The 13,898-nt window shown below is 67.1% G+C and carries 17 protein-coding genes; 8 read left to right on the forward strand and 9 right to left on the reverse strand.

The window, feature by feature from the left end:
• Position 1: 1 nt before the first annotated feature.
• The 7 genes from atpD to AMYNI_RS48355 all read left to right on the forward strand — a co-directional run bounded on the left by atpD (position 2) and on the right by AMYNI_RS48355 (position 4,686).
• Positions 2 to 1,435: a F0F1 ATP synthase subunit beta gene (gene atpD, locus AMYNI_RS0124365; RefSeq protein WP_020670679.1), complete on the forward strand. Its 1,434-nt coding sequence runs from the start codon at positions 2 to 4 to the stop codon at positions 1,433 to 1,435.
• Positions 1,436 to 1,559: 124 nt separating this feature from the next.
• Positions 1,560 to 1,925, forward strand: coding sequence for a F0F1 ATP synthase subunit epsilon (locus AMYNI_RS0124370; protein ID WP_026360872.1), 366 nt, complete (start codon positions 1,560 to 1,562; stop codon positions 1,923 to 1,925).
• A 25-nt stretch (positions 1,926 to 1,950) separates the two neighbouring features.
• Complete coding sequence (locus AMYNI_RS0124375; protein ID WP_020670681.1) at positions 1,951 to 2,385, forward strand: DUF2550 domain-containing protein; 435 nt, start codon at positions 1,951 to 1,953, stop codon at positions 2,383 to 2,385.
• A 91-nt stretch (positions 2,386 to 2,476) separates the two neighbouring features.
• Positions 2,477 to 3,313, forward strand: coding sequence for a helix-turn-helix domain-containing protein (locus tag AMYNI_RS47425; protein ID WP_020670682.1), 837 nt, complete (start codon positions 2,477 to 2,479; stop codon positions 3,311 to 3,313).
• A gap of 10 nt (positions 3,314 to 3,323) precedes the next feature.
• Positions 3,324 to 3,494: a DUF397 domain-containing protein gene (locus AMYNI_RS47805; RefSeq protein WP_020670683.1), complete on the forward strand. Its 171-nt coding sequence runs from the start codon at positions 3,324 to 3,326 to the stop codon at positions 3,492 to 3,494.
• Between the two features lie 292 nt (positions 3,495 to 3,786).
• Positions 3,787 to 4,071 carry a ribonuclease domain-containing protein gene (locus tag AMYNI_RS50805; RefSeq protein ID WP_425387952.1) on the forward strand — a complete coding sequence of 95 codons (285 nt, stop codon included), beginning with the start codon at positions 3,787 to 3,789 and terminating at the stop codon, positions 4,069 to 4,071.
• Positions 4,072 to 4,077: 6 nt separating this feature from the next.
• A complete protein-coding gene (locus AMYNI_RS48355) occupies positions 4,078 to 4,686 on the forward strand; it encodes a barstar family protein (protein WP_084628451.1) in 609 nt (202 codons plus the stop codon).
• 6 nt (positions 4,687 to 4,692) lie between these two features.
• On the opposite strand, the gene AMYNI_RS0124390 is transcribed toward AMYNI_RS48355, so the two are convergent.
• The 9 genes from AMYNI_RS0124390 to AMYNI_RS0124430 all read right to left on the reverse strand — a co-directional run bounded on the left by AMYNI_RS0124390 (position 4,693) and on the right by AMYNI_RS0124430 (position 12,456).
• Positions 4,693 to 5,229 carry a hypothetical protein gene (locus AMYNI_RS0124390; RefSeq protein ID WP_020670684.1) on the reverse strand — a complete coding sequence of 179 codons (537 nt, stop codon included), beginning with the start codon at positions 5,227 to 5,229 and terminating at the stop codon, positions 4,693 to 4,695.
• 88 nt (positions 5,230 to 5,317) lie between these two features.
• Positions 5,318 to 6,586, reverse strand: coding sequence for a hypothetical protein (locus AMYNI_RS0124395; protein ID WP_020670685.1), 1,269 nt, complete (start codon positions 6,584 to 6,586; stop codon positions 5,318 to 5,320).
• Positions 6,583 to 7,443: an inositol monophosphatase family protein gene (locus AMYNI_RS0124400; RefSeq protein WP_084628452.1), complete on the reverse strand. Its 861-nt coding sequence runs from the start codon at positions 7,441 to 7,443 to the stop codon at positions 6,583 to 6,585. Before AMYNI_RS0124400 ends, AMYNI_RS0124395 begins: the two co-directional genes overlap by 4 nt.
• A 99-nt stretch (positions 7,444 to 7,542) precedes the next feature.
• Positions 7,543 to 8,328 (reverse strand): S1 family peptidase, encoded by a 786-nt coding sequence (locus tag AMYNI_RS0124405; protein WP_026360874.1) that lies wholly within the window; start codon positions 8,326 to 8,328, stop codon positions 7,543 to 7,545.
• A 129-nt stretch (positions 8,329 to 8,457) separates the two neighbouring features.
• A complete protein-coding gene (locus AMYNI_RS0124410; RefSeq protein WP_020670688.1) occupies positions 8,458 to 9,066 on the reverse strand; it encodes an energy-coupling factor transporter transmembrane component T family protein in 609 nt (202 codons plus the stop codon).
• Complete coding sequence (locus AMYNI_RS0124415; RefSeq protein ID WP_020670689.1) at positions 9,063 to 9,740, reverse strand: energy-coupling factor ABC transporter ATP-binding protein; 678 nt, start codon at positions 9,738 to 9,740, stop codon at positions 9,063 to 9,065. The genes AMYNI_RS0124410 and AMYNI_RS0124415 overlap by 4 nt, the downstream gene beginning before the upstream one ends.
• Complete coding sequence (locus AMYNI_RS0124420) at positions 9,737 to 10,342, reverse strand: biotin transporter BioY (protein ID WP_020670690.1); 606 nt, start codon at positions 10,340 to 10,342, stop codon at positions 9,737 to 9,739. Before AMYNI_RS0124420 ends, AMYNI_RS0124415 begins: the two co-directional genes overlap by 4 nt.
• Positions 10,335 to 10,907 (reverse strand): cob(I)yrinic acid a,c-diamide adenosyltransferase, encoded by a 573-nt coding sequence (locus AMYNI_RS0124425; RefSeq protein ID WP_020670691.1) that lies wholly within the window; start codon positions 10,905 to 10,907, stop codon positions 10,335 to 10,337. Before AMYNI_RS0124425 ends, AMYNI_RS0124420 begins: the two co-directional genes overlap by 8 nt.
• Before the next feature lie 10 nt (positions 10,908 to 10,917).
• On the reverse strand, positions 10,918 to 12,456 hold the full coding sequence (locus AMYNI_RS0124430) for a M16 family metallopeptidase (RefSeq protein WP_020670692.1): 1,539 nt from the start codon (positions 12,454 to 12,456) through the stop codon (positions 10,918 to 10,920).
• Between the two features lie 163 nt (positions 12,457 to 12,619).
• On the opposite strand from AMYNI_RS0124430, the gene murA reads away from it, so the two are divergent.
• Positions 12,620 to 13,894 carry a UDP-N-acetylglucosamine 1-carboxyvinyltransferase gene (gene murA / locus AMYNI_RS0124435; protein ID WP_020670693.1) on the forward strand — a complete coding sequence of 425 codons (1,275 nt, stop codon included), beginning with the start codon at positions 12,620 to 12,622 and terminating at the stop codon, positions 13,892 to 13,894.
• Positions 13,895 to 13,898 lie beyond the last annotated feature (4 nt).

The raw sequence follows: 13,898 nt of genomic DNA on the forward strand, positions 1-13,898 counted from the left end.
GATGACTGCCACACAAGAAAGCCCGACCGCCCTCAAGGGCCGGATCGTGTCGGTGACCGGACCGGTCGTCGACGTCGAATTCCCCCGCGGCGCCATTCCTGAGCTGTTCAACGCCCTCAAGGTCGAGATCGAGTTCGAGGAGCTCCGCAAGACGGTGACCCTCGAGGTCGCGCAGCACCTCGGCGACAACCTGGTGCGCACCATTTCGCTCCAGCCGCAGGACGGCCTGGTCCGTGGCGCCCCGGTCACCGACACCGGGGCCCCGATCTCGGTGCCGGTCGGCGACAAGGTCAAGGGCCACGTCTACAACGCGCTCGGCGAGTGCCTGGACGAGCCCGGCTACGGCGCCGACCTGGAGCGCTGGGGCATCCACCGCAAGCCGCCGGCGTTCGACCAGCTCGAGGGCCGCACCACGATGCTGGAGACCGGCCTCAAGGTGATCGACCTGCTCACCCCGTACGTGCAGGGTGGCAAGATCGGCCTGTTCGGCGGTGCCGGTGTCGGCAAGACGGTGCTGATCAAGGAAATGATCACCCGTGTGGCCAAGAACTTCGGTGGTACCTCGGTGTTCGCCGGTGTCGGCGAGCGCACCCGTGAGGGCACCGACCTGTTCCTGGAGATGAGCGAGGACGGCGTCATCAACGACACCGCGCTCGTCTTCGGCCAGATGGACGAGCCGCCCGGCACCCGTATGCGGGTCGCGCTGTCCGCGCTGACCATGGCGGAGTACTTCCGCGATGTGCAGAACCAGGACGTGCTGCTGTTCATCGACAACATCTTCCGGTTCACCCAGGCCGGCTCCGAGGTGTCCACCCTGCTGGGCCGGATGCCTTCGGCGGTGGGTTACCAGCCGACGCTGGCCGACGAGATGGGTGAGCTGCAGGAGCGGATCACCTCGACCAAGGGCCGTTCGATCACCTCGATGCAGGCGATCTACGTGCCGGCGGACGACTACACCGACCCGGCGCCCGCGACCACGTTCGCGCACCTGGACGCCACCACCGAGCTTTCCCGGTCGGTGTTCCAGAAGGGCATCTTCCCGGCGGTGGACCCGCTGGCCTCCACCTCGACGATCCTCGACCCGGCGATCGTCGGCGAGGACCACTACCGGGTGGCCTCGGAGGTCATCCGGATCCTGCAGAAGTACAAGGAGCTGCAGGACATCATCGCGATCCTCGGGATGGACGAGCTCTCCGAGGAGGACAAGCTCACCGTGCAGCGGGCCCGCCGGATCGAGCGTTTCCTCTCGCAGAACATGCTGGTCGCCGAGACGTTCACGCAGATCCCGGGCTCAACGGTGCCGATGGCGGAGACCATCGAGTCCTTCGACAAGATCACCAAGGGTGACTTCGACCACTACCCGGAGCAGGCGTTCCTGGGTATCGGTGGCCTCGAAGACCTGGAGAAGAAGTACAAGGAAATCACCAAGAAGTGATCCCTTGCGAGCGGCGGGGCAGGCGTCCTTTGTGGACGCCCCCCGTCGTTCTGCTAGCCGGACCCTGGTGGTCCGGAGCAACGATTACACTTATGAGTAGCACCTGTAGGTGAAGGAGAGCTTCGTGGCTGAGATTTCCGTCGAGCTGGTCGCCGTCGAGCGCCGACTCTGGTCGGGCAAAGCCACGTTCGTGGTGGCCCAGACCACCGAGGGCGAGCTCGGCATCATGCCAGGTCACGAGCCCACACTCGGCCAACTGGTCGAGGGCGGGGTGGTGAAGGTGACCACCACGGACGGCGACACGTTCACCGCCGCGGTCCACGGCGGTTTCCTGTCGGTGACCAACACCGGCGTGAGCATTCTGGCCGAGACGGCAGAACTCGCCGACGAGATCGACGTGGCCGCGGCCAAGTCGGCGTTGTCCGGAGACGACGAGACGGAGCGTGCGCGAGCCAGCGCCAGGCTCCGCGCGGCTGGTCAATCGGCCTGACGCGGATGACGAGCAGGAGCCGCCCGTGGAGATAACGTTGGTTGTCCTGGGGCTCCTGCTCGTGCTGGCCGTCGTCGTGGTCTGGTACCCGCTTCGGTGGGTGCGGATGCGCCGTGGCGGCGGGGTCAGCGTGGCCCTGCGCTGGCGGCCGGACAACCAGCGGGCCGGCTGGCATCTTGGCATTGGCAAGTACGAAGGCGACTCGTTCGCCTGGTACCGGGTGTGGAGCCTGCGGACCGGCCCGGACCGGGTGTTCAAGCGGACCAGCCTGGAGATCGCCGAGCGCCGCGACCCGATCGGCACGGAGTCCTACGCGGTACCCGCCGGCTCGACCGTGCTGCGGTGCGAGTCGGACACCCAGGAGGCCATCGAGATCGCGATGGGCCCCGGCGCGCTGACCGGCTTCCTCTCCTGGCTGGAGTCGGCTCCACCCGGTCGCCGCCTGCCCCGCGCGTCCTGAAAATTGCGACCGGGACAACCCGTCCGACCTTCGGGTGTAGCCCGCGCGGTATTCGCTTATCTCCAGGTCAAACCGGTTTAGCTTGGGCCGCATGGCCCCCACTCCCTCCGATGCGCGCCGCCGAGAGCTGGGCGCCGAACTGATCAGACGCCGCACTCTCGCCGGTCTCACCGGCCGTGAGCTTGCCCGGAAAGCCGGCTGGTCCCCGAGCACGGTCTCGCGCATGGAAAGCGGCCAAGGCTCGGCCAACGAGGTCGCTGTCACCACCTATCTGGCCCACTGCGGCGTCCCCGGCCCCGAAGTAGCGGAAGTGCTCAAGCTCGCCAAGGAAACCGAGGAGGGCTACCTCCTCCGGCGAGATGGGTTGAGAACTCTGGTTCTGCACGAGACGACCGCCACCGCGATCAGCGGGACTGCGCCGCTCGTGGTCCCTGGACTGCTTCAGACCGAGGAATATGCCCGTGCGGTCATCCGGCAGTCAGCTGAAGCCGCCGAGGAGGACATCGAAGCCAGGGTTGCGATCCGCCTGGACCGGCAGACGCTGTTCAGGCGTTGGCGGCCACCGCGGCTCACGTTCTACCTGTACGAGGCGGCGTTGCGCTGCTCCTTTGGCAGTAATCGTGTGATGAATGAGCAGATGCTGCATCTGTCCTTCCTCTGCGACCGGCCACAGATAACCCTGCGTGTGGTGCCTTTGTCTCGTGGAGGAACATTGGCGCTGGCCGGACACTTCTGGCTCATGGAGTACGCAGCGCACGGTCCGATGCTGTATCGCGAGAACTTGTTCGCCTCCTTATTCATTGAAAACACAGGGGACATCAACTTCTCCCGCGGGCGGCTCGCGCAACTCGCGAATGATGCCCTGACTGAGGGACAATCGAGGTCGTACCTTGCGGAGCTCGCAAACAAGTACGACAGACCCGATTGAGGGAGCCTCGATGAACTGGCAGAAGAGCAGCTACAGCGGCGGCGGCGAAGAGTGCGTCGAGGTGGCTCTCGAGCCAGCCGAGGTCGGTGTCCGCGACACCAAGGACCGGGACGGCGGCCAGCTCACCTTCACCCCCTCCGCCTGGTACGCCTTCTGCCACACCTTGGCTCCCACACGGTGACAGCCAGCAGCGCCGCGGCAGCGTTGTGTTGACGTGAGATCCAAACGCGTGCCAGACTAAGGTAGTTATTTACTGGCAATGCCGCTGGTATGGTCTCAGCTTATCTCGTTTGGGGAGAACTAGAGTGGCTAGACGTGTTCGAGTTATTGCGGCGGGTGTGCTCTCGATGTCGTTTTTCTTCGGTTTAACCGGTACGGCATCGGGCGTCGAGCATCAGAGCTTACATTCACCAGGTCAGGTTGCTGCCGATGCGGCGGCACCTTTGCCTATTCCTCCGGCGGATGCATACAACATGCTGGACTACTTGCAGTCGCACAACTATACGCCCCCGCCTGGGATCGCCGGAGGAAAGATATTCGAGGATCGGGAACGTAAGCTACCCGTATGTGATGATGGAGGCGGCAGTCAGTGGCGGGAGTTCGATGTCTACCCGCCAGGGCCTAGTGGACGCTTGGCGGACCGCATCGTCATCTGTTTCGCGCAGCGTATCCCATTGTATTCCAGGCAATATTCGCCCGACCACTTCGCGACCTTTGATCCCTTTGTTTGGGGGACGCACGGGAAGCCGAGCCCATAGGTAAGCATGAACTTGGATCTGTCCTGGGCCGACCTGGTCGTCCCGAGCGATAAGCGCTCGGGGCGACCAGGTTCCGCCGACACGTGGGCCATGTTGCTCGAAGCCGATGCCGCGGATTTCGTCAACGCCGTTACGAAGCTTGAACGCGAGCCAGTTGAGGGCGGGGCACACGTTGCGACGGTTGACGGCGCGCGATGCGAGACGAAGCAGAACTTATTTGCCGAGTTTGCTGACAAGCTGAACTTTCCGGGATACTTTGGCGGCAATTGGGACGCATTTGAAGAATGTATCAGCGATCTAGTTGTCATTGACGGTATCGGCGGTCACGGGATCGGGTCAGAATTTGGCCTCGGAAACGGTATTTCTGCGAGTTTGCTGATGCTGGCCATCTCGCGCGCCGAGCTGCTCTTGCTAGGAGGGTCACACGAAGATCGGCAGATCCTTGTATCTATTCTTCGTCGGGCGGCCTCTGGTGGGAATCTGACCGAGATTACCGGTCCGCGTCGTCTCGCTGATCTTCGGGTAATTTTCCAGAGCGATTCAACAGGCTTTCCAAGCCTGGACCGACGGCTGGCAGACGCCGGACTTCGGGGCTCGCTGAGGCGCACCGAGTAACCATCGCTACTGCGTGGTGAGGGAAAGGGGGAGGGTGAGGAGGCGGCCGACGGGGCCGTAGGCGGCGTCGAGCAGGTCGAGGGGTTTGCACAGGGTGTAGGTGTCGCCGGCGGGCGGGAACGTGGCAGGGCGCGCGGCCAGGTGGGCCGGAGACTTGGTGCGCAGCGGGGTGGGGCCGGTGGCCGTGGTGCTGAGTTCGAGGTCGGCCGTGATGGTGTGCTGCGAATGGTCGCTGACCTGGCTGACCGCCTGGGTCCGCGACTCGTCCAGCCGGATGATGACCAGGCCCAGCGTCTGGCTGAAGCCCCGAAGTTCCAGCCGCTCGACCCGGTAGTCGCGCCGGGTCTGCGGCAGCAGCACGCCGGTCACCGGCTGCGGCTTCAGCTCCAGGGTGCCCGTGGCGCTGACCGTGTGGCCCTCGCCGTACATGCTCAGCACGGCCTCCGTGGCAGTCACGGTCATCGTCAGGTTGTCGGATGCCTTGGCCACCCCGCCGCCCAGCAGGACCCCGATCATCGCCAGCACGATCACCCTGCGCTTCATGCCACTCCTCACGGTCCGTACTTAGCCTTTGCCGTGAGTAACTTTCGCCTTTCTGGGGACTGCTCACCAGCCTTTTCACCAGATCGGGTTACCGGCCGGCGCGCTTCCAGGCGTCCACGAACTCCCGGTACAGAAACCGCTGAAACGGCTCCTTGCCGGCAAACCTCATTCGCTTGCCCAGCGTTCGTGCGCTGAACCAGAGCCCGCTCACTTTGGGCACTCCGGGTGCTGCTTGGCTGACGGAAGCCACCGAGTCCACCAGTTCGCGCTCCATTGGCGAAAGCTCGACACTCCGTAGTCCGAGGCGCTCCAGCAGTTGGTGTTTGACCCCGTCGATATCGCGGGCCAGCCGCGCATGATCCTCGTCGCTGACGCAGAGCTCGACCGCGGCACGTAACTCGGCGACCTGGGCGCGGTAGCCCGCCAGCCGGTCCACGACGAGGGAGATCCAGTCGTCATTGTCGAGCCGCCCGGCTTCCTCCGGTGCCCACAGGCGCCCGCCGAGCAGAGGAAGCTCGAGCTGAACCAGCCGTAGCCGGTGGGCAGCCTCCGCGCCGGTGGCCTCGGCCAGCGACTCGTGGATGCCGCGGACCGCCTGAACGAGGTCGAGCACCAGATCGTTCGTGGCGCCGTCCCGCGTCAGGTCGAAGGTCAGCGAAAAGTCCCGGCGTATCGGGTGGCACTGGTACGACACCGAGCCGGCCTCGGCCCTTGCCTTGTACTTGAGGCCCCGTGCCAGCGTGGCCATCAGGTATTGCCCGCGACCGGGCGGCACGATCTGTGACAGTGGGCCGTCGAGCACCACGGCGGCCGCCCTGGCCCACTGGCCGAAGGCGTCGTCTTCGACACCATCGCGCGTCGGGATGCGCGTGGTGTGGTGGCCGGGGACCGACCGCACCTGCCGATCCTGGAATCCGCACCACAGTCGGAGCCGGTCCGCCAGCGCTTGTTGTCCGCCGGCCACCGCGCGGTCGCAGGTGCCGACCTGGTCGGCGAACCGCAGCATGCTCGCCAGGCCATGCCTGCTCTCCAAGTCGCTGATCATGGTTTCTTCGAGCGCACGTGCGGTTTCCTGCCGGCTGGAGCCGAGCCGCAGCGGTTGGACGAGGCTCCGTTCCATGAGCCGACGGAGCAGTAATGGGCGGTGGCCGAAGTCTTCCTTCGTGGGCTCTTGCAGGACCGGATGGCCGACATAGACCTCGGACATAAAAATGATCGACTGGACGATTTCGACAAAGCACTGCCTGGCGAAGGGATCACCGGGAGTCTGTCGGCGGTTCTGTGCGCTGATGAACTCTTCGGCACTGATCAGCGAAGTGACATCGATCAGCACGTCGGTCCTCGGCCGGAGCTTCATCTGACCAGGTCTAAGAACCACGAGACGGTCTCGGGGTCACCCATGACCGTCGACTTCAGCACCGGGGTGTGCATGCTCAGCAGTTCAGGACCGAGCGGCTGAGCGGAATCCTCTTCGGTCACGATGCGCAAGCCGCCCGCGGTGCCAAGGCACATGCCGGCGAGGCCGTCCCAGACCTTCTGATCCCGCCGCCAGAACAGGTCGAAGCTCGGCAGGGCCGGTTCAGTGAGTGCGCTCAGGTCTACTGCGGTGCGGACCATGTCCAATGTTTGTGAGCTGGTCTTTTTCTTCAGTCGGTAACCGTGGTTCGCCGCTGCTTCGTCGAAAGACGTCACCTTTCCGCCGGACCTGGTGACGGATATCCATCCAGAACCATTCGCAGACCGAGTCGGTGCGGGACGCCCGTTGAGTGAAATGCGGCCGGTATCGGCCTCGGCGGTGATCGCGATGGGAACTCGACCCGAGCCGAGTTCCGGTGCCAGGACGAAGGCCGAACTGGGCTGCCAGTTCTCCAGGACGCACACCACCGAGCAGAACTCGACGCTGGCCGGCTGGACGAACTGGGCCGTTCCGTCGATCGGATCGACCACCCAGACTCGACCCGCCGACCGCAGGACGTCCGCGCGGTCCTCCGTGCGCGCGTCCTCCTCCGCGATGATGACGGCGTCGGGCTCCATGTCTCGGATCGATTGCACGATCAGTTGCTGAACAGCGACATCAGCCTCGGTGAGCAAGGTCTGGTCGGACTTGATCTCGACGGCGAGGTCCGTGATCTTTTCCCGGTATCCGGCCAGCACGGGGGTCAGTTCGGTTGCCAGTGTCGACCACAGCTGCGCGATAGGCATGTCTTCATACATTACTGCCCACCGCCGTGTCACGCCGACGCCCAGACGGGCAAATAGCCGGCTTTTTGCCCCGAGCGGGAAGGGCGAAAAGCCGGCTATTTGCCTAGGAGGTCAGGAGATTTGGGAAGTGATCCACTCCTTGTAGGAAGTGACGTCGGTGTAGATGCCTTCCTTCTCCGGGCAGCTCGCGGTCTGGCCGCGGCTGGTGGCGCCGACCAGCGTCCACTTGTCGCCGTCCTTCACCACGGCCGGGCCGCCGGAGTCGCCGTAGCAGGCGCTCGCCTCGCCGCCCTTGTTGTCCATGCACAGCTCGCTCTGCGCGTCGTAGCCGTCACCGCAGGCCGAGTCCTCGGCGATCTTGGTGTCCAGTTCCTGCAGCGTCACCGGCGCCTCCCCGCAGCCGCGGGTCGGGCAGGTCAGGCCCCAGCCGATCTCACGGACGTCGGTGCCGGCCTGCGGCGAGGCGCCGATCGCGATCGGCGCGGCCTCCACCGGCTTGCTCAGATGCGCCAGCGCGATGTCGAACTGGCCGGGTCCGTTCCAGTCCCACTTCTCGTGCGCGATGAACTTGTCCACCTCGCCGACCTCGCCGCCGGTGGTGCGGTCGGTGGTGCCGATCCGGTACTGCCAGTCGCCTGGGGCGAGTGTCTCGTTCGTACTCGGGTCGGTCACGCAGTGCGCGGCGGTGACCAGCCACTGCTTGTCGATCAGCGAAGCGCCGCAGTTGTGCTCGCCGTCCTTGGACTGCATGGATGCCATGAAGCCGTACGTTTCGGTCGCGTCCACACCGCCGACGATCAACGGCTGCGGGCCAGAAGCGGCGGCCGCGGGCATGGCCAGCCCGAGCACTGCTGCGGCACCGGCGAGCATTCCGGCGACGAGAGAACGTGTCCTCATTTGGCTCTCCTTCCGTGACCGGCGCCCCTCGCCAGCCTGTTACGGACGGTAGGTTTTCGCCCCTCGGTCGCGGTACCCAACGATCGTTGGTGGACGTTGCCAGTACTTTTTATTCACAGATAGCCAAATTCAGCGGCGCGGCGGCGCGTCTATCCCTCGCGCGGTAATCGCATCGCCGAGCGCTTCGGCGGAGCGCAGCAGCCGGACGATCACCGGCACCACCATCCGCCACGAGCCGCGCCGCATACCGCGTGCGCGATAAGCGTCGCTTGAGGACTGCCAGGCCGCGGCGACCATCGGCACGCATCGCACGGTCAGCGCCAGCACCAGCGCCGCCCTTCGCGAACTGACCCCGATCCGGTCCAGCGGCCTGGCCAGTTTTTCGAACAGCGCCAGCATTTCGCTCACCCTGGTGGTCACCGTGACCAGCCCGGCCAGCAGCACCGCGATCAGCAGCTGCCCGCCGATGCCCACCGCCTTTTGCCAATTCGCGACGAGCAGCTGAAACCCCACGATCAGTACCAGGAACGGCAGCAGAATCCTGGTGTGGCGCCAAAGAATGCGCGGCGGCAGCCCGGCCGCCGGATAGAGCAGCGCGGTCACCACCAGCTCCGCGCCGACGAGCCAGACCGGCCCGCCGAACAGCACCCCGGTCACCAGCACGAGCAGCCCGGCCAGCTTCGGCCCGGCCGGAATCCGGTGCAGCCAGGAGTTTCCCGGGTGGTAGCCGCTGTTCATCGGCTCATCAGCGCGGTGTAGTGCTCGATCGCCGGATCGGGCTTGTCGTCGCACACGATCCTGCCCTCGTCCACCACCAGGACCCGGTCGAACCCGGACAGCATCTCCAGGTGGTGGGTCAGCAGGATCACCTGCTGCGGCAAGGATTCCAGCGCCTCGACGACCACCCGCACGTTGCGCAGGTCGAGCAGGGTGGTCGGTTCGTCGCAGACCAGGATCTCCGGCTCGGTGACCAGTACCGAGGCCAGCGCGAGCATCTGCTTCTGCCCGCCGGAAAGCAGGTGCGCCGGATGGTCGTGGTGCTCGGCGAGCCCGTGCGCGGCAAGGATCTCCGTCGTTCGCCGGTCCACTTCGGACTTGTCGAAGCCGTGCCTGCTCAGTCCGATCGCGACGTCCTCGGCCACCGTGGGCATGATGATCTGGGTGTCCGCGTCCGGGAACATGAAACCGACCCGGCGGCGGATCCGGTGACCGTGCTTGCGGGTGTCCAGCCCGTCCACCAGCACCCTGCCCCGGCGCGGCAGCACCAGCCCGTTGAACATCCTGGCCAGGGTGGACTTGCCGGAACCGTTCGCGCCGATGATGCCGATCCGCGGCTCGGCCAGTTCCAGGTCGATGCCGTGCAGCACCGGGTGATCGTCGTAGGAGTGGTGCACCTCCTCGACGGTGATCACCCTTCGCCCCGCCGCTTTCCGGCTTCGGGAATCGGGTAGGAGCGGGCCACCCCGGCGGTGATCAACGCGCTGAGCACCACCTTGATCGCGTCGCCCGGCAGGTACTGGGTGGCCGAGACGACGGTGGCGAAGAACCCGCTGTCCACCCGCCATGCGGTGAACGGGATGCCGATCAGGTAGATCGCCACGATGCCGCCCAGCGCGTTCGCCAGCACCAGCCGCGGCACGGTCCTGGACTTCCGCACCAGCAGTCCGATCACGGTCACGCCGAGCAGCCAGCCGAACAGGTAGCCACCGGACGGCCCGGCGAAGGCCGCGATGCCGCCGCGCCCGCCGGCCAGCAGCGGCAGCCCGGCCGCGACCAGCGCGAGAAAGGCCAGCACGGCGAGAAAACCGCGTTTGGCGCCGAGGATGCTGCCGGCCAGCATCACGCCGAGGGTCTGCGCGGTGATCGGCACCGCGGCGCCGAACAGCGCGAAGCTGCCGGGCAGGCCGAGTACCGCGATCAGCGCCGCGAACAGGGCGATCAGGGCCAGGTCGCGGGGCAGCAGCCCGGGGCCTTTCCGGCGGGCTTCGGGTTCGGGTGTCGCGGACTCAGTCACTGCCGCCGGGCTTCCACAGCACGTCGCCGTCCGGGTTGGCCAGCCTGGCCAGGATGAACAGCAGGTCGGACAGCCGGTTCAGGTATTTCACGGCCAGCGCGTTGGCGCGTTCGCCGTCCGCCTCCACCAGCGCCCAGCCGCTGCGCTCTGCCCGCCTTGCCACCGTGCGGGCCTGGTGCAGGAAGGCGGCGCCGGTGGTGCCGCCGGGCAGGATGAACGAGGTGAGCTTCGGCAGCCGCTCGTTGAACTCGTCGCACCAGCCTTCGAGGCGCTCGATGTAGCGCTCGGTGATCCGCAAGGGCTCATACGGAGGGTCGGGTACGACCGGAGCGCACATGTCGGCACCGACGTCGAAGAGATCGTTCTGCACGGCGCGCAGCACGCCGCTGATCTCGTCGGTGAGCCCGCCGAGCGCGATCGCCAGCCCGATCACCGAGTTGGCCTCGTCCACGTCGGCGTAGGCGCCCAGCCGCGGATCCGTCTTCGGCACCCGGGAGCCGTCGCCGAGCGCGGTGGTGCCGGTGTCCCCGACCTTGGTGTAAACGCGATTGATCCGAACGACCATGGGGCGGAGTCTACGGCCGGTCGTTTCCGCTACCGGCGGGTTCGATCAGGCGCATCGGTTCAGGTGTCCGGAAGCACAGCGCGGGCTCGATCCGCTGCCGCACCTCGCGCACCAGCGCGCGGCCACCACGCCAGTCCGCGGCCCGCAGCGCGATCGAGCCGCCGTGCGTGGTGTACAGGTGCAGGATCGGCTCGTCCGCGTGCTCCTCGGTCTCCAGGCCCACTCCGGCGAGATCGTCGAACCGGACCACGGCGACCGGAATGTCGCTTTCGCTGGAGTACGAGGTCAGCCCCTCCGGCCCGGACACCAGCCGGTAGCCCTTGGGCACCGAGGAACCGAACAGGCTGCGCTTGACCGGTTTCCCGGTCACCGGCGGCACCGGGAAGCCGGACAGTTCCGTCAGCCCGGCAGGCGGCCGTTCACCGGGAGTGCAGAGGACCAGGTTGCCTGCCAGCTCGCTGGCCGCTGCGGCGACGTCCTCGGCGCGCAGCCCGCGCAGCACGCTGAGCTGGTGCTCGGTGACGGACGGCCAGCCGGTCAGCTCGGCCATGGCCGCGTCCACGGCGGTGTACTCGGCGAACTCCGGCTCCTCCAGCCCCTCGGCCAGGCTCGCCCGGTCGTCGGCCAGCTCGTCCGCGGTGGGCCCGGTGCGGCCGAGATCGGCCAGCACCGACTGGATCACCTCCGCCGCGCGCCCGGCGTCGGCGTCCGGCAGGTCGGTGCCGAACCCGGCGACCGCGAGCTCCGGACCGACCAGCTGGAAGTCGCTCACCACCTGGTAGACCAGCCCGTCGCGGTGCCTGAGCTGCTCGGTCAGCCGGTTCTCCAGCACGTTCAGCGCGCAGGCCATGGCAGGGCCCCAGCGCACCAGCGCGCAGCCGAGCACCCCGTTCGGCACCGCTGTCCAGGCCGGGGTCAGCAGCTCGAACGGCGTCACCCGCGGCGGGGTGCCGCGCGGGCCGTCCGGCAGCGGCAGCCGGAGCCCGTGCGGCGGGGGACCGGAGAGCACCAGCGCCGCGTTGCCGCGGTGGAACCAGCGGGCCGCCCAGGCGCGCACCCGGTCCGCGTCCGCGGTCACCGGGGCGAGCTGGATGTTGCCGAGCAGGCCGTACGCCTGGTTGCCGAACCACAGCGTGGACGGCAGCCACTCCACGATGGACGGGCCGCCGTTGTCGCGTTCCTCCGCGGTGACCACCCCGCGCTCCAGGTCCAGCGAACCGGTGTCCAGGTCGGTCAGTGCCGCGCAGAGGCGGGCGAGGTGGTCGATCACCGTGCCCGGGTTGCTGGCCACTTCGAAGCTGGTGTTCAGCACGCCGGTGGCGGCGTTGTTCTCGTAGCGCTCGGTGCTCACCGCGCGCATCACGAGATGTTCTACGAGGTGGGTGATTCCGTAGTCCAGAAAGCCTTCGCCGGCCTGGCCGACGCCGAAGATCAGGCTGGCCTTGAGTCGTCCCGGCCGGTGGTTCCAGAACACCGGCACCCCGTCCACTTCGGTGCGGTTTACCTCCGGGAGCGTGTAGCTCGCGTCGCCGGCTTCGGTCAGCGTCATCTTGTCCTCGGCAGAGTCGTAGCCGCTCGAAAGGTCGCGGCCGCCACCTGCCCATCGCCGCGAACCTCCTTTGCGTTTCACACTTTTGCCGGATTGTGGCCGGTCAGGGCGAGGACATCCCCCAGCGTGGGTGCGCCTTCGACGGGGGGCATGATGGGCCACCATGAGTGAGCACTTCGACGTGCATGGCGGCGGGCGACTGGTCGGCGAGGTCGACGTCGTAGGGGCCAAGAACAGCGTCCTCAAGCTGATGGCGGCCGCGCTGCTGGCCGAGGGCACCACCACCATCACCAACTGCCCGCAGATCCTGGACGTCCCGTTGATGGGTGACGTGCTGCGCAGCGTGGGCTGTGAAGTCGAGATCGACGGCGACACCGCGCGGATCACCACCCCCGCCGAGCTGTCCCACCGCGCCGACTCGCCGGCGATGGGCAAGCTGCGCGCGTCGGTCTGCGTGCTGGGTCCGCTGATGGGGCGGCTGAAGCAGGCCGTGGTGGCGCTGCCCGGTGGCGACGCGATCGGCTCGCGGCCGCTGGACATGCACCAGAACGGGCTGCGCAAGCTGGGCGCGACCAGCATGATCGAGCACGGCTGCGTGGTGGCCAAGTCCGACGGGCTGCACGGCGCGCAGATCTGGCTGGACTTCCCGAGCGTGGGCGCGACCGAGAACATCCTGATGGCGGCGGTGCTCGCGGAGGGCACCACGGTGATCGACAACGCGGCGCGCGAGCCGGAGATCATCGATATCTGCATGATGCTCAACGAGATGGGTGCCAAGGTCGAAGGCGCCGGCACCTCCACGCTGACCGTGCACGGCGTGGACGAGCTGCACCCGACCGAGCACCGGGTGATCGGCGACCGGATCGTCGGCGCCACCTGGGCCTTCGCCGCGGCGATGACCCGTGGTGACCTGACCGTGCGCGGGGTGAACCCGCATCACCTCGACCTGGTGCTGGAGAAGCTGCGGCTGGCCGGCGCGGAGGTGACCACCTTCGACGACAAGGGTTTCCGGGTGGTGCAGCAGGAGCGGCCGGAGTCGGTGGACTTCGTGACGCTGCCCTACCCCGGGTTCGCCACCGACCTGCAGCCGTTCGCGGTGGCGCTGTCCGCGGTCTCGCGGGGTACGTCGATGATCACCGAGAACGTGTACGAGGCGCGGTTCCGGTTCATCGAGGAGATGGTCCGGCTCGGAGGCGACGCCAGGACCGACGGTCACCACGCGGTGGTGCGCGGGGTGGAACGGCTCTCCAGCGCGCCGGTGTGGGCGTCGGACATCAGGGCCGGGGCCGGGCTGGTGCTGGCCGGGCTGTGCGCGGACGGGGTCACCGAGGTGTGGGACGTGTTCCACATCGACCGCGGCTACCCGCACTTCGTGGAGAACCTCAACCGCCTCGGCGCGCGCATCGAGCGGGTCAAGACCGAGCCCGACCGCTCCTGACCCG

Source organism: Amycolatopsis nigrescens CSC17Ta-90 (assembly GCF_000384315.1).
GTDB classification, from domain to species: Bacteria; Actinomycetota; Actinomycetes; order Mycobacteriales; family Pseudonocardiaceae; genus Amycolatopsis; species Amycolatopsis nigrescens.